This window comes from uncultured Veillonella sp. (genome assembly GCF_963522475.1).
Taxonomy (GTDB): Bacteria; Bacillota; Negativicutes; order Veillonellales; family Veillonellaceae; genus Veillonella.
This window is the reverse complement of the sequence record NZ_CAUQYW010000004.1, coordinates 75,073-94,409: the sequence shown is the minus strand read 5'-3', so window position 1 is coordinate 94,409 and position 19,337 is coordinate 75,073. Positions and strand designations below refer to the sequence as shown.

18 protein-coding genes are annotated in these 19,337 nt (G+C 36.5%); all 18 read left to right on the top strand.

Features of this window, described 5'->3' with window-relative positions:
* The first annotated feature begins 3 nt into the window (after positions 1 to 3).
* The 18 genes from rsgA (at position 4) to mutL (ending at position 19,337) form a co-directional block, all read left to right on the top strand.
* Entirely contained in the window at positions 4 to 867 is an 864-nt protein-coding gene (gene rsgA / locus RWP19_RS03695) for a ribosome small subunit-dependent GTPase A (protein WP_314356520.1), read from the top strand.
* A gap of 1 nt (position 868) precedes the next feature.
* A complete protein-coding gene (gene rpe / locus RWP19_RS03690) occupies positions 869 to 1,519 on the top strand; it encodes a ribulose-phosphate 3-epimerase (RefSeq protein WP_314356519.1) in 651 nt (216 codons plus the stop codon).
* A gap of 265 nt (positions 1,520 to 1,784) precedes the next feature.
* Positions 1,785 to 2,498: a 30S ribosomal protein S2 gene (gene rpsB / locus RWP19_RS03685; RefSeq protein ID WP_295287291.1), complete on the top strand. Its 714-nt coding sequence runs from the start codon at positions 1,785 to 1,787 to the stop codon at positions 2,496 to 2,498.
* A 115-nt stretch (positions 2,499 to 2,613) separates the two neighbouring features.
* Complete coding sequence (gene tsf, locus RWP19_RS03680; RefSeq protein ID WP_314356518.1) at positions 2,614 to 3,294, top strand: translation elongation factor Ts; 681 nt, start codon at positions 2,614 to 2,616, stop codon at positions 3,292 to 3,294.
* 62 nt (positions 3,295 to 3,356) lie between these two features.
* Positions 3,357 to 4,082 (top strand): UMP kinase, encoded by a 726-nt coding sequence (pyrH, locus tag RWP19_RS03675; protein ID WP_024066541.1) that lies wholly within the window; start codon positions 3,357 to 3,359, stop codon positions 4,080 to 4,082.
* Between the two features lie 5 nt (positions 4,083 to 4,087).
* The gene (gene frr / locus RWP19_RS03670; protein ID WP_005386731.1) at positions 4,088 to 4,648 is read left to right on the top strand and encodes a ribosome recycling factor; all 561 of its coding nucleotides are present in this window, start codon (positions 4,088 to 4,090) and stop codon (positions 4,646 to 4,648) included.
* Positions 4,648 to 4,899, top strand: coding sequence for a hypothetical protein (locus RWP19_RS03665; RefSeq protein ID WP_295258661.1), 252 nt, complete (start codon positions 4,648 to 4,650; stop codon positions 4,897 to 4,899). Before frr ends, RWP19_RS03665 begins: the two co-directional genes overlap by 1 nt.
* Positions 4,880 to 5,644: an isoprenyl transferase gene (locus RWP19_RS03660; RefSeq protein ID WP_314356516.1), complete on the top strand. Its 765-nt coding sequence runs from the start codon at positions 4,880 to 4,882 to the stop codon at positions 5,642 to 5,644. Before RWP19_RS03665 ends, RWP19_RS03660 begins: the two co-directional genes overlap by 20 nt.
* A gap of 3 nt (positions 5,645 to 5,647) precedes the next feature.
* The gene (locus tag RWP19_RS03655) at positions 5,648 to 6,472 is read left to right on the top strand and encodes a phosphatidate cytidylyltransferase (protein WP_314356515.1); all 825 of its coding nucleotides are present in this window, start codon (positions 5,648 to 5,650) and stop codon (positions 6,470 to 6,472) included.
* Between the two features lie 18 nt (positions 6,473 to 6,490).
* Entirely contained in the window at positions 6,491 to 7,636 is a 1,146-nt protein-coding gene (locus RWP19_RS03650) for a 1-deoxy-D-xylulose-5-phosphate reductoisomerase (protein ID WP_314356514.1), read from the top strand.
* Positions 7,637 to 7,644: 8 nt separating this feature from the next.
* Positions 7,645 to 8,661, top strand: a complete 1,017-nt coding sequence (gene rseP, locus RWP19_RS03645) for an RIP metalloprotease RseP (protein WP_314356513.1) — start codon at positions 7,645 to 7,647, stop codon at positions 8,659 to 8,661.
* A gap of 18 nt (positions 8,662 to 8,679) precedes the next feature.
* Positions 8,680 to 9,765, top strand: a complete 1,086-nt coding sequence (gene ispG / locus RWP19_RS03640) for a flavodoxin-dependent (E)-4-hydroxy-3-methylbut-2-enyl-diphosphate synthase (RefSeq protein WP_314356512.1) — start codon at positions 8,680 to 8,682, stop codon at positions 9,763 to 9,765.
* On the top strand, positions 9,759 to 11,477 hold the full coding sequence (locus RWP19_RS03635) for a proline--tRNA ligase (protein ID WP_314356511.1): 1,719 nt from the start codon (positions 9,759 to 9,761) through the stop codon (positions 11,475 to 11,477). The genes ispG and RWP19_RS03635 overlap by 7 nt, the downstream gene beginning before the upstream one ends.
* Before the next feature lie 117 nt (positions 11,478 to 11,594).
* Complete coding sequence (locus RWP19_RS03630; RefSeq protein WP_314356510.1) at positions 11,595 to 12,422, top strand: PHP domain-containing protein; 828 nt, start codon at positions 11,595 to 11,597, stop codon at positions 12,420 to 12,422.
* A 15-nt stretch (positions 12,423 to 12,437) separates the two neighbouring features.
* Positions 12,438 to 13,313, top strand: coding sequence for an Asp23/Gls24 family envelope stress response protein (locus RWP19_RS03625; protein WP_295209294.1), 876 nt, complete (start codon positions 12,438 to 12,440; stop codon positions 13,311 to 13,313).
* 8 nt (positions 13,314 to 13,321) lie between these two features.
* A complete protein-coding gene (miaB, locus tag RWP19_RS03620; protein WP_314356509.1) occupies positions 13,322 to 14,638 on the top strand; it encodes a tRNA (N6-isopentenyl adenosine(37)-C2)-methylthiotransferase MiaB in 1,317 nt (438 codons plus the stop codon).
* 2 nt (positions 14,639 to 14,640) lie between these two features.
* On the top strand, positions 14,641 to 17,274 hold the full coding sequence (mutS, locus tag RWP19_RS03615) for a DNA mismatch repair protein MutS (protein WP_314356508.1): 2,634 nt from the start codon (positions 14,641 to 14,643) through the stop codon (positions 17,272 to 17,274).
* Positions 17,274 to 19,337, top strand: coding sequence for a DNA mismatch repair endonuclease MutL (gene mutL / locus RWP19_RS03610; RefSeq protein WP_314356507.1), 2,064 nt, complete (start codon positions 17,274 to 17,276; stop codon positions 19,335 to 19,337). Before mutS ends, mutL begins: the two co-directional genes overlap by 1 nt.

Below are 19,337 nucleotides of genomic sequence, written 5' to 3'. Positions count from 1 at the left end.
ATTATGATTACAGGTATTGTTGTCAAAAATATGAATGGTTATTTTTACGTACAAGATGACACAAGTACTATTCATGAATGTAAAGTACGAGGACGACTAAAAAAGGGACGTTATAGTTTACTCGTTGGTGATCGTGTTACGATTTCGGAAGATGGATTCGTTGAGTTCATTTTCAATCGTCATAATGCCATGGTTAGACCTGCGGTAGCTAATATTGATCAAGTTGTATTGGTTGTAGCTGCTCATGAACCAGATATTAATGAGCTTTTACTAAATAAAATGCTTGTCATGATTGAACATGCAGATATCCCGATTGTATTATGTATTAACAAATGTGATTTGATGGGTCCAGATACAGAAGCCATAGTAAAGCTTTATAAATCTATCGGTTATGAAGTATTGATGACATCTACATATAATATGACAGGTATTGATGAGTTACGTCATGTGTTAGAGCATAAGGTAACTGCCTTTGCAGGTCCTTCTGGTGTTGGTAAAAGTAGTCTATTAAATGCTGTTGATCCTAAGTTTGCATTCCAAACGGGTGAGGTTAGTGACAAAATAAAGCGTGGTAAACATACTACCCGTCATGCTTCTTTATATAGTTTGGATTCAGATTCTTTTATTATGGATACACCAGGATTTAGTGCGATTGAGTTTAACGATGTTTCATTAGAACGGTTACCTACGTTATTCCCTGAATTTAGTAATTATGTTGATACATGTAAATTTAATCCTTGTTATCATGAACATGAACCTATTTGTGGCATAAAAGATGCTTTAGATGCAGGCCATATTCATCAAGGACGATATGATGCATATATGTCTATACGTAATGACATAGAAAGTCAACGAAAGAGGTTTTAAAATGATTAAAATTGCACCATCTATGCTGTCTGCAAATTTTGCAACATTAAGCGAAGAAATAAAATCTATTGAATTAGCTGGAGCTGATTTATTGCATATTGATATTATGGATGGTCATTTTGTACCAAACCTAACATTTGGTGCACCTATTGTGAAAGCAATCCGTCCTTATACACAATTACCATTTGATGTTCACTTAATGGTTACAAATCCTGGTGACTATGTAGAAGAATTTACAAAGATTGGTGTAGAGTATTTTACATTCCATCAAGAAACAGTACCTCATATGCATCGTTTGATTCAACATATTAAACAATGTGGTATGAAAGCTGGTGTGGCTCTTAACCCAGGAACCCCAGTATCCTTCCTTGAAGATGTTGCAGCAGATATTGATATGATTTTAATTATGTCTGTAAATCCTGGATTTGGTGGGCAATCCTTTATACCAAATGCCATTAAAAAGGTTAAACAAGCAAAATTACTATTAGAAGAAGTAGATAATACAACAGCTGTAATAGAAGTTGATGGTGGTATCAATGATATTACATGTGTACCTATAAAACGGGCTGGCGCCACAGTTTTAGTTGCTGGGTCTGCGGTCTTTGGGGCTGATGATCGAGCACATATGATTGAAGCTATTCGAAATAACTAATATTACTATTTATATATTAGAGATATATAAATAGTATATAGTAATAGTAGATAGCAAGATATTATAGTTAGCTCTATAAATTTGGTAAATTCAAGGAGTGAGGAATTCTTTAAGAATTCCTCACTCCTTGCTTGCTTTTACCATAAATTTTTGTTAAAATTATCAAGTATGAAAAATATGCACGTCAGTGGACTTCGGTACTGTGCCTAATTTTGGGTGACCCGAAGGATGAAGCGGCGGAGGTTAATTAACAGGAGGTGCCACAATGGCAGTAGTATCAATGAAACAATTATTAGAGGCTGGTGTACACTTTGGTCATCAGACTAGAAGATGGAACCCTAAAATGGCAAAATTCATCTTCACTGAACGCAATGGTATTTATATCATTGACTTGTCTAAAACAGTTAAAAAAGTAGAAGAAGCTTACTCTTTCTTGCGTGAAGTTGCTTCCCAAGGCGAAGTAATCTTATTCGTAGGTACTAAAAAACAAGCTCAAGAAGCTATTAAAGAAGAAGCTATCCGTGCTAACATGTTCTTCGTTAACGAACGTTGGTTGGGCGGTATGTTGACTAACTTCAAAACAATTGAAACTCGTATTAAACGTTTAAAACAATTGGAAGCTATGGCTGAAGACGGTACTTTCGAAGTATTGCCTAAAAAAGAAGTTATCGGTCTTCGTCATGAAATGGAAAAATTGGAAAAATACCTTGGCGGTATCAAAGATATGCCTAAAATGCCAGGTGCTCTTTTCGTAGTTGATCCTAAAAAAGAAAAAATCGCTATTGCAGAAGCTAAAAAATTGGGTATTCCTGTAGTTGCAACAGTTGACACTAACTGCGATCCAGACGAAGTTGATTTCCCAATCCCAGCAAATGATGATGCTATCCGCGCTGTAAAATTATTGGCTGGTAAAATGGCTGACGCTGTTCTTGAAGGTCGTCAAGGCGAATCTTTGGACGGTGCTGAAGCTGCAGAATAATTCTGTTAAGCTACTCAATCATTTCTGATTAGCATTTGAAAGATAAATCTATAACATATATAATTAGGGTAAGGACTATATCCTTACCTTAATTAGTACTAGGAGGAACAAAATAATGGCAATTACTGCTGCTTTGGTAAAAGAATTGCGCGACATGACTGGCGCAGGTATGATGGACGCTAAAAAAGCATTGGTTGAAACTGACGGTAATATCGAAAAAGCGGTTGACCTTCTTCGTGAAAAAGGTTTGGCTGCTGCTGCTAAAAAAGCAGGTCGTATCGCAGCTGAAGGTGTAGTACAATCTTACATCCATGCTGGTGGTCGTATCGGCGTATTGGTAGAAGTTAACTGCGAAACTGATTTCGTTGCTAAAACTGATGACTTCCAAAACTTGGCACGCGATATCGCTATGCAAATCGCAGCTGTAAATCCTACATACTTGAATCGTGAAGAAGTTCCTGCTGAAATAATCGAACACGAAAAACAAGTATTGTTGGAACAAGCTAAAGTAGAAGCTGAAGAAGACGTAAAAGCTGGCCGTAAACCAAAACCTGAAGCTGTTTTGGAAAAAATGGTTGCTGGTCGTATTGAAAAATTCTATAAAGAAAACTGCCTATTAGAACAAGTATTCATTAAAGATGGTGACAAAACAGTTACAGACATCATTAATGAAAATATTGCAAAAATCGGTGAAAACATCAACGTACGTCGTTTTGTTCGCTACGGTTTGGGCGAAGGCATTGAAAAACGCCAAGATGACTTCGTAGCTGAAGTAATGGCATCTGTTGGTAAATAATTAAGAAACAATAAGAGAACACCGTACAGTGTTCTCTTATTTTGCAATAGAGGAGTAAACACATGGCAAAGAGAAACTTTAGACGTATTGTTTTGAAGTTGAGTGGTGAAGCATTAGCGGGTGAACAAGGTTTTGGTATTAACCCTGATGTTGTTGAAGAATTTGCAAAAGAAATTGCTGCTTTAGCAAAATCCACTGATTTAGAAATCGCAATTGTTGTTGGTGGCGGTAACTTGTGGAGAGGGTTAGCTGGTAGTAACCAAGGTATGGATCGTGCTACAGCTGACTATATGGGTATGCTAGCAACAGTAATGAACTCCTTGGCATTGCAAGATGCATTAGAACAAGCAGGCGTAGATACTCGCGTTCAAACTGCTATTGAAATGCAAGAAATTGCAGAACCTTATATTCGCCGACGTGCCATTCGTCACTTAGAGAAAAAACGTATCGTAATCTTTGGTGCTGGTCTTGGTAAACCATATTTCTCTACAGATACAACGGCTGCATTACGCGCTGCTGAAATTGAAGCAGATGCAATTTTGATGGCGAAGAAGTTTGCTGATGGTGTATATGATTCCGATCCTAAGACGAATCCTAATGCCGTTAAATTTGATGAATTAACATATAATGATATCATCACAAAAGAATTAAAAGTTATGGATGCAACATCTACAACTTTATGTAAAGATAATAATATCCCTATCATTGTATTTAGCATGGACATTCCTGGTAACATCACTAAAGCCGCTAAAGGTGAAGAGATTGGTACCATAGTTCGAGGAGAATAATTCAAATGGAAATTAAAGAATTGTTGCAGCAAGCAGAAGAGCGCATGAATAAGTCTATTGAGGCTTTAAAACATGAATTCGCATCTATCCGTACAGGTCGTGCTAGTGTAGCATTGCTTGATAAAGTAATGGTGGATTATTATGGTAGCCCATCTCCAATTAACCAAGTTGCGAATATCTCCGTGCCTGAGCCTCGTATGATCGTGATTGCTCCTTGGGATAAAACTATGATTGGCGCAATTGAAAAAGCAATCTTACAATCTGATCTTGGTTTAAATCCTGGTAATGATGGTGCTCAAATTCGTTTGACTATTCCTCAATTAACTGAGGAACGCCGTAAAGAAATCGTTAAAGTAGTACATAAAAAAGCAGAAGATGCAAAAGTTGCAGTACGTAACATTCGTCGTGATGTAAATGATGCATTGAAAAAAGAAGAAAAAGCTAAAACTATTACTGAAGATGATGCTAAAGACGGTTTAGATCAAATCCAAAAACTTACAGATGCTAAAATTAAGCAGATTGATGAGTTAAAAGCAGTAAAAGAAAAGGACGTATTAGAAGTATAATGTTAGATTCTAATAGCCTTATTGGAATGCCATGGCAGCTTGCAAAGTCTCGTTTGCAAGCTGCCCATATTCCTTTTAAGGTAATGATTGGAGGATCCTTTAATCGCTTTTTTGATATTGCTGATAAGGGACTTTATGTAGCACGTATTACCAAGATTGATGAGTGTTTACATATACTAGTATATAGACCAATGATTGCCAGCGACTTCGGAAACTATATCGAGGTAGACTATGCTAAAGAAATTATTTAACCGTAAATCATCTGATACACCTATTATTGATAGTAATGCAATACCTAAACATGTTGCTATTATTATGGATGGCAATGGTCGTTGGGCTAAGCGAAGAGGGATGCCACGATCCATGGGGCACCGTGCAGGGGCCGACGTATTAAAGCAGATTGTTATTTCTGCAGATGAGATTGGAATTAGAGCTCTTACGGTATATGGTTTCTCTACAGAGAACTGGAAGCGTCCGGAACAGGAAGTTTCTTTACTTATGGCTCTCATAAAAGAATACTTAAACAATAATGTTAAGTATATGCATGAACATAATGTACGTATTCGCTTTATTGGATATATTGGTGCTCTTTCTGAGGAGCTACAAAAAATCATTCGCGATGCAGAATTATTAACTCAGAATAATACAGGCCTTACCTTACAGTTAGCTATTAACTATGGTGGGCGTGATGAAATAGTTAGGACTATCCGCAACATCACCAATTCTGTTGTAGATGGATCTATTACTACAGAGGATATTACAGAAGACTATGTTAGTTCTCAACTTTTCACTAAAGAGTTTAGCGACGTAGACTTATTAATTCGCCCAAGTAGTGATTTTAGAATTAGTAACTTTTTATTGTGGCAGCTAGCTTATGCTGAATTCTGGTTTACTGATTTACATTGGCCAGAATTCACTAAAGAAACATTATTAGAGGCTGTTGCAGCATATCAAAAACGAGAACGCCGATTTGGTGGCTTACGTGATGAGGAATAAAAAATGTTAAAAACACGTGTTATAACCGCGGTTATAGGTTTTATTATTGCCTTGGGGGCCATTACATTAGGCGAACCTGTGTATGATGTTCTTATTACATTATTAGCTCTATTGGGGTGGCGTGAGTTTGTTTTACTAGGTAAAGCTAAACATGTGCGCATGTCCATTTTATGGGGTTATATCAGTATCTTATTGTTGATAATTGCCTTTGCATGTCATCAGTATATTTTAACACTAGCTATATTAGTATTGAGTTTATCAGCCAATTATATGTTATGTACGTTTGGTGAAAATAAATATTCCTTAGCTAGCATTTCTTTTAGTGTATTTGGTTTATTGTATGTTGGTATTGGCATGACTTCTTTGCTTATGATTCGTCATGACTCTATTTATATGTCTTTATCAATGCCATTTGAATTATATAATTGGGGAACAATTATTCTATGGTTGTTATTGTTTACTACCTGGGCTAGTGATACTTTTGCGTACTTTGCTGGTCGTGCTTTTGGTAAACGTAAAATTGTTCCATCCATTAGTCCTAATAAAACATTAGAAGGTTTTATTGGTGGCTTTATTGGCTGTATTATTACAGGCGCTGTATTTTCGTATATCGTAGGCATTCCATGGTGGATGGGTATTCATGTTGGTATGATTAGCGGTATACTTGCACCATTAGGTGATTTATTTGAATCAAAGATTAAACGATTATGTAATGTGAAAGATTCTGGGACTTTACTACCAGGTCATGGTGGTGTATTGGATCGTTTTGATAGCTTATTATTTACGGCTCCTATTACATTGATTTATATATTACTATTCTCGTTCTAATCTAATAGAGGTAAGCTTATGAAATACCTAAGTATTATTGGCAGTACTGGTTCAATCGGTACTCAGACACTAGATGTAGTGTCTCAACATCCAGATCAATTCAAGGTGGTTGCCCTAGTGGCACATCATAATATTGACCTCTTAGAACAACAAATTAAAGAATATCAGCCGTTAGTAGCTGGTCTAGTTGATGAAAGTGCTTTTAAAGAATTACAATGTCGTTATACAGGTACTGCAAAACTTGTGGGCGGTAATGAAGCGCTCATAGCCGCTGCTACGATTCAAGAAGCAACTATGGTTGTAACTGCTATTGTTGGTGCCGCAGGTATTGAACCAACAGTAGAAGCTATTAAAAAAGGCAAAACTATTGGTCTTGCTAATAAGGAAACACTAGTCGCTGGTGGTCCACTAATTACTTCGCTTGCTAAAGCGTATGATGTTCAGATATTACCAATCGATAGTGAACATAGCGCTATATTCCAGTGTTTAGAAGGGCAAGAACGGGAGAATGTTGATTCCTTAATAGTTACTGCTTCTGGTGGGCCGTTACGTACTTGGGATTCTGATAAGATTCAAACTGCTACCGCTGCTGATTGCCTGCGTCATCCCACTTGGAATATGGGCAACAAGATTACGATTGACTCTGCATCTCTATTTAATAAAGGGTTAGAAGTAATCGAAGCTCACTGGCTATTTGGTTTTGATTTTGATCATATTGACGTAGTGGTACATCCACAAAGTATTGTTCATTCAATGATACGAATGAAAGATGGGGCTATCTTAGCACAAATGGGGAATCCTGATATGAGAGAGCCTATTCAGTATGCTTTGACATATCCAAAACGTGAAGTTTTAAGGATGAATCATCTTGATTTTACTAAAGCCTTACATTTAGAGTTTTTACCACCACGATATGATGATTTTCCTGCCCTTCGTCTTGCTTATGAAGTAGGACGAGAAAGTGGCTTTAAACCAGCTGTCTTTAATGCTGCAAATGAAACAGCAGTTTATGCATTTTTAGATGATAAAATTGCCTTTGGTGATATTTATAAAGTCGTTACATTAGTCCTTGAATCTATGGGACCTGAAGATGACTTTACGTTAGACAATTTATTGGCCATTGATAGATGGGCTCGTGAAAAGGCTACATCATTGATGATATAGGAGTATATATGACAACGGCATTAGCCACAATATTTGTATTTGGTTTAATCGTGTTTATTCATGAATTAGGCCACTTTATTACAGCAAAAATGTCAGGTATGCAAGTAGATGAATTTGCCATTGGTTTTGGACCTGCCATTTTCAAGGTTCAAAAAGGGGAAACTTTATACTCAATTCGTATCATTCCTCTTGGTGGCTTTAATCGTATTGCAGGTATGACACCTGAAGAGCCTCTTAATGAGCGCTCATTTTATACTAAACCTGCATGGAAGAAATTTATTGTTATTTCTGCAGGGGCTATATTCAATTTTTTATTGGCCATCGTTTTATTCTTTGGCCTCAATGCAACAGTAGGTAATCTTACGTATACAAATGATCCTGTTATTGGTAATATCATCCCTGGTAGTGCTGCTGAACAGGCTCACTTACAATCTAATGATAGAATTCTAACTATCGATGGTAAAAAGATTTCTACATGGGATGAAATCCGTCCTAGCCTACAAGGTACTGCCAATCATGGCGTTACTGTTGTAGTAGATAGAGATGGGCAAAATTTAGAAACTACAGTGATTCCCAAAATGGAACAGGATAGTCCTAAAATTGGTATTTATCCTAGTTTTACTCGAGAAACTTATAGTATTGGTGAATCATTTAGTTTAGCCGTTACTCGTACAGGTCAAACCATTGTAGCCATGTTAAGTGGCTTATACGATATGATTCGAGGCACACAGGCAGCAGAGTTATCTGGCCCCGTAGGTATTTCACAAATGGCTGGTACTATTGCACAATCTGGCTTTGCGCCGCTATTAAGTTTTGCAGCATTTTTAAGTATTAACTTAGGGGTTATTAATCTTTTGCCATTACCTGTATTAGATGGTGGTCATTTAATTATTATTTTGGCTGAAGCTATCACAGGTCGTAAGTTACCTGCTAAGGCACTTATGTATATTCAAATGATTGGTGTTGCTTTGATGGTAGCATTATTCTTATATGTAACAACTCAGGATATATTCCGATTACTATAAGATAGATGGGAGATTAGAATGATTGTACGTAAACCAACAAATGGTATCTATGTAGGTACAGTTAAAATAGGTGATTATGCACCGGTAAGCATTCAATCTATGATTACCACTGATCCGGTTCACACAGAAAAGGCTATAGTTGAAATAAACCATTTAGCTGAGGCTGGCTGTGAATTAGTTCGCGTTGCTGTTCCTACAATGGAATCTGCAAAAGCGTTAAAAGCGGTTCGTGCGGGTATTAATATTCCTTTAATTGCTGATATTCATTTCGACTATAAATTAGCTTTAGAAGCTATCGAGAATAATGTTGATGGATTACGTATTAACCCGGGTAATATTGGCGGAGAAGATAAGGTTTTAGCTGTTATTGAAAAAGCTAAACCTAAACAGATTCCAATTCGTATAGGTGTTAATGCTGGTTCTTTACCTAAGCATATCCTCGATGCTTATGGTGGTCATCCTACAGCAGACGGCATGGTAGAGACTGCACTAGAACATGTAAGAATTCTTGAAAAGCTTGACTATCGCCAAATGAAATTATCTATTAAAGCGACAGAAGTTCCTTTAATGGTAGAAGCCTATCGTAAGTTATCCGATAAGATTCCGTATCCTTTGCATTTAGGTGTTACTGAAGCTGGGACGATAAAACAAGGTACCATTAAGTCTGCTATGGGCATTGGTGCTTTATTATTGGACGGCATTGGTGATACATTACGGGTATCTTTAACGGGTGATCCAATACATGAAATAGAAGTAGGTCGGAGTATTTTAAGTAACTTGGGATTACGCAACTTTGGTGCTACAATGATTTCCTGTCCTACATGTGGACGATGCCAAGTCAACCTATTTGATATGGCGGGGATTGTAGAGGAGCGCTTAGCATCAATTAAAGCACCTATTAAAGTTGCTGTTATGGGATGTGTTGTAAATGGGCCAGGAGAGGCTCGTGAAGCTGATTTTGGCATTGCTGGTGGTAATGGTCAAGGTATTGTTTTCCGTAAGGGGGAAGTTATCAAGACTGTACCAGAAGCTGAATTAGTAGATACATTATTTAGAGAAATTGATCAATATTTAGAAAACTTAAATGAGGAGTCTTTATGTTAGCCACTAAATTATATGCACCTACATTGCGCGAGGTTCCTTCTGACGCTGATGTAGTTAGCCAACAGCTTATGCTTCGCGCGGGTTTTATGCGTAAAACTGCAAATGGTTTATATAGCTTTTTGCCATTAGGATGGAGAAGTATCAAAAAAATTGAAGCTATTGTACGTGAAGAAATGGATCGTGCTAGTGCTCAAGAAATCATGATGCCTATCTTACAACCTGCAGAAATTTGGAAAGAGTCTGGCCGTTGGAACGCATATGGCGCAGAAATGATGCGTATTAATGATCGTCATGATAATGAATTCTGCTTGGGACCAACTCATGAAGAGATGATTACAACTCTTGTAAAAAATGAGATTAACTCCTACCGTCAATTACCAGTAAATTTATATCAAATCCAAAGTAAATTCCGTGATGAACGTCGTCCACGTTATGGTTTAATGCGTAGCCGCGAATTTATTATGAAGGACGCTTATTCCTTTGATATAGATGAAGCTGGTTTAGACGAATCTTATAAATCTATGTATGATGCATATACACGTATTTTTACACGTTGTGGTCTTACATTCCGTCCTGTAGAAGCTGATAGTGGTGCCATCGGCGGTAGTGGAACACATGAATTTATGGCAATCGCTGAAGCTGGTGAAGCTGATATTGTATATTGCACAAAATGTGACTATGCTGCCAACATTGAAATTGGTAAACCTGGTATTATGAAACAGGAAGAAGAAGCACTGCAAGAGTTATCCGTTGTAGATACTCCTAATGCTAGTACTATTGAAGCTGTGGCGAAAATGTTGAATTTACCACTACATAAAACTATTAAAGCTGTAGTATTCTCCATTGATGGTAAAGTGGTATTAGCAATTGTTCGTGGTGATCATGAAGTCAATGAAGTGGCAGTACAACATGCAGTCCTTGGTTCTGTAGAACCTGAAATGGCTACACCTGAAGAATTAGAAAAAGTTGGCTTAACAGCTGGTTTCATCAGTCCAGTAGGATTAAAACAAACAGAGGAGTTTGCTATTGTTGTGGATGAATCTGTTATGGAAACTTATAATGTTTGTGGCGGTGCCAATAAGAAAGATGCGCACTATATTAATATCAATCCTAAACGTGACTTTAATGTAGAAGATATTATTGTTGCACCAATTCGTTTAATTACAGATGACGATGTTTGCCCAACTTGTGGTGGTGTATTAGAACATGCTAAAGGTATTGAAGTTGGTCAAGTATTTAAATTAGGCACAAAATATTCTGAAGCATTACAAGCTACATTCTTAGACCAAAATGGTCGTCCTAATCCTATGATTATGGGCTGTTATGGTATTGGTGTATCTCGTACATTAGCTGCAGCCATTGAGCAATATCACGATGAAAATGGAATTATTTGGCCACGTTCTATTGCTCCATTCGAAGCAGTTATTGTACCTATTAATGCAAAAGATGAAGCTTTGATGTCTACTAGTCAATCCATTTACACTGCTTTACAAGAGTCTGGTGTAGATGTATTGTTAGATGATCGTAAAGATCGTGCAGGCGTTAAGTTTAAAGATGCTGATTTAATTGGCTACCCACTTCGTATTACAGTAAGTAAAAATACTCTCGAAAATAATGAAGTAGAAATTCAAATCCGAAAAACGGGTGAAGCACTTCCATGTGCTATTGATTCTGTAGCTACTAAAGTAACAGAATTACTTCGAGATTTATAATATAATTGCGATTCTAGTGAATGCTCATTAGGATCGCAATTTTTCTTTATAAACTTGAATTAATGGACTAAATCAGTCATAATTAAAAAATAAGATATTTGTAATGGGAGGTATCATATGCTCGTTGATTTTCATATGCATTCTATTTATTCAGATGGAATTAATGCACCTAAAGAATTACTTCAATTTGCATTGAACTGTAATGTATCTATGATGTCATTAACTGATCATGATGAAATTGACGGTATTAAGGCATTACGTACTGCTCAACAAGAACTAGATCCTAAAAAAACTATTAAAATTGTTAATGGTTGTGAATTTAGTGCTGATTACAAAGATAAATCAATTCATATTTTAGGCTATCGTTTTAATGAGCATAATAAAGACCTAATTGACTTTATTACGTACTTTAAAACAAAACGGGAAGAACGTATAGATGAAATTATAAGACGTTGTAATAATGAAGGATATCATATTACAAAAGAAGAGCTTATTAAACAGTTTCCTCACACTAAAGCCTATGGACGTCCTCATATTGGTGCACTTTTAATTGATGGTGGTTATGCTAAGGATATTAATGAGGTGTTTAAAGGGATATTGCGTAAGGATAGCCCATGCTATGTGCCTAAAGTAAAGGTAGAGGTACCATATATTATTGATATCATTCACAAAGCAGGTGGTCTTGCTGTTATGGCTCATCCTAAATTGGTTACAAGTGATGAATATGTGGTAGAAATGTTGGATTATGATTTTGATGGTATGGAGGTATATCATTCGAAACATAATGATGAAGATGTAGCAAGATACAAAGCATTAGCGAAAAAACATAACCTATTTATTACTGGTGGTTCTGATTATCATGGTATTCCAGGTAAGAAACCTGATAATTTTGGAGATTATTTAGTTTCAAGCCAAGATGTATCAGAATTTATTAGTTTGTTATAAACGATGAGGTAAACTATGGAAGTTGTTGCATTTGTAGGCAGTAGTGGTACTGGTAAAAGCCATCGTGCGCTTGTAGTGGCTCATGAAAATCAAATTGAATGTATTATCGATGATGGTATTTTAATTCATGATAATAAAATCGTAGCAGGCTTTTCTGCTAAAAAAGAATCTAGTCGCCTAAAAGCGGTAAGACGTGCTATCTTTCAAGACGAAGTACAAGTAAAATCCGTACGTGAACAATTAGATAAAATCAATCCTAATAAGCTTATGATTATTGGTACATCCGATAATATGGTTAAGAAAATTACTAAAGCATTAGGATTGCAAGATCCTGATCGATATATTCGCATTGAAGATATTGCTACACCTAAAGAAATTGAAAAGGCGCAACATGCACGTCTAAAAGAAGGTAAACATATTATTCCGGTTCCAACGATGGAATTGAAACCTCATTTTAGAGGTTATCTAATTGATCCAATTAAAACCATGTGGCGTCGACGTACGTTAAAAAAACAGGATCAATCTACATTGGGACAAATTGGGTCAGAAGGATTTGAACGGTCTGTTGTTCGACCTGCTTTCAGTTATTATGGACGACTTACCTTTGATGATGCTGTAATAATTAAATTGATTCGTAATGGCTTAAAAAAAGTTGTAGGTGTTGATGAATCAAGCGTCATTTCTTTTAAAAAGAGTGATAAAGGTCAAAATGGTCTCATCGTCGATATGGCTGTTGTGATTGAACATGGTTATCCTGTTAAAGCATTAATGCAACAGGTACAAAAGTCTGTTCGTAATGAAATAGAATATATTACGGGTATGTCTATTGAACGAATATCTATTAAAGTTAAAAGTATTGTGGAAACAAAACGTAAGATTGTTAAAGTATAGGAGTTAGAATGAAGTCTTATTATATTTACACCTATGGTTGTCAAATGAATACCGCTGATTCTGAGCGCTTATCGCATCAGTTAGAATCCGTAGGTTATATTCCTACAGAGGACGTAGAAACTGCAGATTTAATTTTATTAAACACTTGTGCAGTGCGTGAGAACGCAGAAAATAAAGTCTATGGCCGCATAGGTGAGCTAATGAGACTAAAACGTAAAAATAAAAATTTGATTCTTGCCGTAACTGGATGTATGGCTCAGAAGAATCAAGCTGAAATGTTTAAACGAGCCCCTCATATTGATATTGTGTTAGGTACTCATAATATTCAGCATATTAATGAAATGATTGAAGAGGTGCAACGAGGTCATACACACCAAATCAATGTAGATATGGATAATTCCGTGTTACCTGAATTGGAAGCAAAACCTAATGGCTCTTTTTATGCGTGGGTACCTATTATGAATGGATGCAATAAGTTCTGCACGTATTGTATTGTTCCTCACGTTCGTGGTAGAGAAATTAGTCGCCCTGTAGAGGCCATTGTAAAAGAGGTAACTGAACTAGGTGCAAAAGGATTTAAAGAAATCACTTTATTAGGGCAAAATGTAAACTCCTATGGCTTAGATTTTAAAGATGGTACAGATTTTGGTACATTAGTGGATGCTATTGATGGTATTCCAGGTATTGAACGTATTCGCTATATGACAAGTCATCCGCAAGATATGACAAAATCCATGATTGATGCACTCGGTCGTTCTTCTAATATCGTTACTCATTTACATTTACCAATTCAATCGGGATCTGACCGCATCTTGAAAAAAATGAACCGTCATTATACGGTAGAGCATTATAAAGAACTACTTTCTTACTGTCGTAAGAAAATTAAAGATATAGTTCTCACTACAGATATTATTGTCGGTTTTCCAGGGGAAACAGAGGAAGATTTCCAAGCTACGTTACAACTCTTAAAAGATGTACGTTATGATATGGCATATACGTTTATCTATTCAAAACGCTCTGGAACGCCAGCTGCAACTATGGATGATCAAATTCCAGAAGAGGTTAAACGCGTACGTCTGCAAACGTTGATGGATGTACAAAATGAAATCTCTTATGAGCTAAATAAACCTATGGAAGGGCAAGTGTTTGATATTATTGTAGAGGGGCCAAGTCCTCGAGATGAAGATATGTGGTTTGGTCGGACATCGGGTAATAAAATGGTTTTATTCCCGAAAGACGATTCTTTATCAATTGGAGAAACTGTACCGGCTTATATTGATAAAGCACAAACTTGGGTTTGCTACGGTACAATACAAAAGGGGTAAGTATGGCAAAAAAGCAAACACCTATGATGGAGCAGTATTTAGATATTAAATCTAGATATTCTGAAGAATTACTGTTCTTTCGTTTAGGTGACTTTTATGAATTATTTAATGATGATGCATTAATTGCATCTCGTGAACTGAATATAACCTTAACCGGTCGCCCAACAGGAGATGAGGAACGCACACCAATGTGTGGCGTTCCTTTTCATGCTGCTGAAAGTTATATAGAAACATTGGTAAAAAAAGGCTATAAAGTTGCTATTTGTGAACAATTAGAAGACCCTAAAGCTGTTAAAGGCATTGTTAAGCGTGATGTTATTAAAGTCATTACACCAGGCACCGTAATGACTGAAAATGGTAATGATGCTCGGTCAAATAACTTTTTATCATTATTTTATATGGTAAAAGATGCATGGATACTTGTATTTTCTGATGTATCTACTGGGGAAGTTATTTGGCATCGCATTACTGATTGTGAAAAACGAAGTGATATGTTTGATGCACTTAGCATGTATCGACCGTCTGAAATTATATTGCCTGAGGGAACTGTACTACCACAAGATATAAAAGATTTTATGGATAATCAATTTAGTAATATTGTATTATCTCCTTTTAGTACACATCATACGCAGCGTGAGGTAGCGGAGAAAGCTATTACCCACTTTGGTAGCCTAGGCCTCATGGAAGAGGACGTATGGGAAGCATTAGGCTATATGCTTTTATATTTAGAGGATATTATTAAGTCTGAAATTTCTCATATTAATTATGTTCATCAATTAAGTGTAGGTAATCGCCTTATTTTAGATACATCTTCTTTACGCCATTTAGAGATAACTCATAACTTACGTGATGGTGGTCAAAAAGGTACATTACTTGATGTACTTGATCGTACACTGACACCTATGGGTGCACGTCTATTAAAACAATGGCTTGAAAGTCCATTGACTGATGTTAATCAAATTCAGCGTAGACAAGCTGCTGTAGCTGAACTTATTACACGTAGCGCAGAACGTTCTCATATCCGTAGCTTACTAGATTGTATTTATGATTTTGAACGTATTGTAGGTCGTGTAGAAACTGGTTCTGTTTCACCTAGAGATTTAACAGCACTTCGCGAATCATTAGCTGTTTTACCTGATATTAAAAATCTTTTAAGTACATGTGCAAGTTTATCATTAACATCTATTAATGACCGCATTCAAGACCATAAAGATATATATGATCTGTTATGTCGTGCTATTGCAGATCAACCAGCATTGACATTAAAGGAAGGTCGAGTTATTAAGGATGGTTTTAATGCAGATCTTGATGAACTGCGTTCATTAGCTACTAATAGTGAACAATGGCTAGCCAAGATGGAAGTAGACATTAAAGAAGCTACTGGTTTATCTAAAATTAAAACTGGCTATAATAAGGTGTTTGGTTACTATTTTGAAGTATCTCATAATAAATCTGAACAAGTACCAGATTACTTTATTCGAAAACAAACCTTAGCTAATGCAGAGCGTTATATTACACCGGAATTAAAAGAGTTTGAAATCAAAATTCTTAGCGCTAAAGACAAGATAATCGCTTTAGAGCATGAATTATATCAACAATTACGGAATGATATAAAACTTGTTATTAAAGATGTACAAGAAACAGCACGTGCTCTTGCTGAGCTTGATGTATTGTGTTCTTTGGCACTAGTAGGTTACGAAGAGAATTATATTTCTCCTACCATTGTAATGAATGGTCAAATTAATATTCGTGATGGTCGTCATCCTGTAATTGAAAAATTCTTAAAACGAGAGGTATTTGTACCGAATGATATTGTTTTAAATCACGATGATGAGGAGTTCTTACTCATTACAGGTCCTAATATGGCAGGTAAATCGACTTACATGCGTCAGGCTGCTATTTTGATGATTATGGCTCAAATTGGTTCCTTTATTCCTGCTCGTGAAGCCTCTATCTCTCCAGTAGATCGTATTTTTACACGTGTAGGTGCTAGTGATGATATTTCTACTGGTCAAAGTACTTTTATGGTGGAAATGAAAGAGGTAGCCTATATCTTAGAAAATGCTACTCATAATAGCTTGATTATTCTCGACGAAATTGGTCGTGGCACGAGTACATTTGATGGTTTAAGTATTGCCCAAGCCGTAGTTGAGTATATTTGTAAGCATATTCACGGTAAGACATTATTTGCTACCCATTACCATGAGCTAATTGGTTTAGAAGAAAGCTATAGTAAATTAAAGAATTACACTGTGGCTGTAAAAGAAAAAGGTAAGGATGTTGCATTCTTGCGCCGCATCATCAGAGGTGGTGCAGACCGTAGTTATGGTATTCATGTAGCAAGATTGGCAGGACTACCGAACTCCGTATTAAAACGGGCAGAAGTAATTTTGGAATCTTTGGAAGATCAAAGTCATGATGCTAGTGATTTAAATAACCGTGTCATTGGCGGTCAACCTAATAATGTACTTAAACAATCTGTTAAACAAGTGAATGATTCCCCACTGGGCAATCTGTTTACTCATTCAGTAGTTGATAGCTTGCTAGAAGTAGATGTAATGAGCATGACACCGATTGAAGCATTAAATAAATTATATGAACTACAAGAGGAGGCTCGTAAAGGAGGCGGGAAATAATGGCTACCATTCATGTTTTGGATGAAACTACAATCAATAAGATAGCTGCTGGTGAAGTCGTTGAGCGCCCCGCATCAGTTATTAAAGAGCTCATTGAAAATTCCATTGACGCTTCTGCTACTAATATAGAGGTAGAAATTGGAGATGGTGGTGTAGCGTATATGCGTATTACTGATAATGGTATTGGTATGACTGAAGAGGATGCACGGTTAGCAATCTTACGCCATGCTACATCTAAAATTCAGCATGTAGAGGATTTATTTGATATTGCATCCTTAGGGTTCCGTGGAGAGGCTTTAGCTAGTATTGCCTCTGTATCTCATTTTTCTTTGACTACACGTAAAGCAAACTTTGATTTGGGCACACGCATTATCGTAGATGGTGGTACTTTTACCGATTGTATTCCCTACGGCGCGGCACCTGGTACAACAATTGAGATTAGAGATTTGTTCTATAATACGCCAGCGCGTCGTAAATTCTTGAAAACAGAACGTACAGAATCTTCTAAGATTCAAGATATTGTTGGAAAGTTAGCCCTTAGTAATCCGCACATATCTTTTAAACTCATCGTAGATAACCGTGTGGCTATTATTACTCCTGGCAACGGCAATATTGGTGATACAGTAGCTGCATTATATGGCTATAAAACAAAAGATGATATTTTCTCTGTTGCATATGAAAGTGACTCTATCTATATTGATGGTGTAGTAAGCAAACCGACACTTCTTAAAAGTACGAGAATTTGGCAGACTATTATCGTCAATAATCGAGTGATTTCAGATAAAACTATTATGAAAGCTATAGATAATGCTTACCATGCATTATTACCTAAAAACGGTCATCCTTTAGTGGTACTTAATATTACTGTACCTGCTGGTATGGTTGATATTAACGTTCATCCACGGAAGAGTGAAGTAAAATTCTCTGATGATAAGATTATATTTAAAGCAGTTTATCATGGTATTTTAAACGCCTTAAATAATCCACTATATGAGCGATACGAACGAGAATCATCCTCTTATATGAATTGCACAATTAATTATGGAGCTGATTTCCGTAATAATGAAACCAATAGTAATGACGTAAATACTAAGATTAATGCTACAGTTACTAATTCTAGTTCTTATGGTAGTTTATCTCATCATGGCAGTAGTACGTATGATTCGTATAGAATACCTTCTGTCGTACAAGATGAGATGCAGTCTGCTGAGCATATAGCTACTGCTGTAGATTATGACAAAGTATTTGGTAGTCGCCGTACTAAAGGATATGAAGTCATGCGCGGTGAGACTACACAGTTTGTAGAGAGTCTTAAAACTAAGGGTTTTACACCACCTCTACCAAAGGCTACTTATGAACAGTCGTCCTTTACAGACGAAAGCTTCGATGCTGTTCCTACTGAATATACTAGTTATACGAAGGAAGACGTTGAGAAATTTAAGTCTTTAGCTCAAGATATTCGTGAAGAAAATACAGAGGAGCGTACCATTCAAAATTCTGGATTCTTACCTATGGGGCAAGTCGCTTCTTGTTATATTTTGGCTAAAAAGGGTGATGACCTCTATATAATAGACCAACACGCGGCTCATGAACGTGTACGTTATGATAAGCTTTGTAAGTCTTCTGAATCCATTCCTATGCAATCTATCCTTGTGCCTCAATATAATGAGGCTACAGATGATGAAATGAATTTGGTAGAAGAAGAACGAGATACCTTACTTGATCTTGGATTTGATGTAGAGCTAGGTGGCCCTACTAAGATAAAACTTGTAGGCGCTCCTGTAGATTTAGTTGAATCGAAAGCTTTTGAAATTCTCCAATATGTATTTTCTTACTTACATGATCATCAACATCCTACTAAGGCTCAGTTGCGACATGAAATGCTAGCGTATGCATCTTGTAGAGGGGCCATCAAGGCAGGTCATAATTTAAATATGTATCAAATGACTACCTTAATTGAGGATCTCTTTAGTACTGAGAAGCCGTACGTATGTCCTCATGGTCGTCCAACGATAATCAAGTTTACACCTGATGAATTAGGTAAATTATTCTTACGGTCTTAA

Coding starts and splice junctions, on each gene's coding strand:
- RWP19_RS03630 (WP_314356510.1), top strand. CDS start 11,595: ATGCTCGTTGATTTTCATATGCATTCTATTTATTCAGATGGAATTAAT.
- rsgA (WP_314356520.1), top strand. CDS start 4: ATGATTACAGGTATTGTTGTCAAAAATATGAATGGTTATTTTTACGTA.
- RWP19_RS03625 (WP_295209294.1), top strand. CDS start 12,438: ATGGAAGTTGTTGCATTTGTAGGCAGTAGTGGTACTGGTAAAAGCCAT.
- tsf (WP_314356518.1), top strand. CDS start 2,614: ATGGCAATTACTGCTGCTTTGGTAAAAGAATTGCGCGACATGACTGGC.
- RWP19_RS03650 (WP_314356514.1), top strand. CDS start 6,491: ATGAAATACCTAAGTATTATTGGCAGTACTGGTTCAATCGGTACTCAG.
- RWP19_RS03665 (WP_295258661.1), top strand. CDS start 4,648: ATGTTAGATTCTAATAGCCTTATTGGAATGCCATGGCAGCTTGCAAAG.
- RWP19_RS03660 (WP_314356516.1), top strand. CDS start 4,880: ATGCTAAAGAAATTATTTAACCGTAAATCATCTGATACACCTATTATT.
- mutS (WP_314356508.1), top strand. CDS start 14,641: ATGGCAAAAAAGCAAACACCTATGATGGAGCAGTATTTAGATATTAAA.
- frr (WP_005386731.1), top strand. CDS start 4,088: ATGGAAATTAAAGAATTGTTGCAGCAAGCAGAAGAGCGCATGAATAAG.
- ispG (WP_314356512.1), top strand. CDS start 8,680: ATGATTGTACGTAAACCAACAAATGGTATCTATGTAGGTACAGTTAAA.
- pyrH (WP_024066541.1), top strand. CDS start 3,357: ATGGCAAAGAGAAACTTTAGACGTATTGTTTTGAAGTTGAGTGGTGAA.
- miaB (WP_314356509.1), top strand. CDS start 13,322: ATGAAGTCTTATTATATTTACACCTATGGTTGTCAAATGAATACCGCT.
- rpsB (WP_295287291.1), top strand. CDS start 1,785: ATGGCAGTAGTATCAATGAAACAATTATTAGAGGCTGGTGTACACTTT.
- mutL (WP_314356507.1), top strand. CDS start 17,274: ATGGCTACCATTCATGTTTTGGATGAAACTACAATCAATAAGATAGCT.
- rseP (WP_314356513.1), top strand. CDS start 7,645: ATGACAACGGCATTAGCCACAATATTTGTATTTGGTTTAATCGTGTTT.
- RWP19_RS03655 (WP_314356515.1), top strand. CDS start 5,648: ATGTTAAAAACACGTGTTATAACCGCGGTTATAGGTTTTATTATTGCC.
- rpe (WP_314356519.1), top strand. CDS start 869: ATGATTAAAATTGCACCATCTATGCTGTCTGCAAATTTTGCAACATTA.
- RWP19_RS03635 (WP_314356511.1), top strand. CDS start 9,759: ATGTTAGCCACTAAATTATATGCACCTACATTGCGCGAGGTTCCTTCT.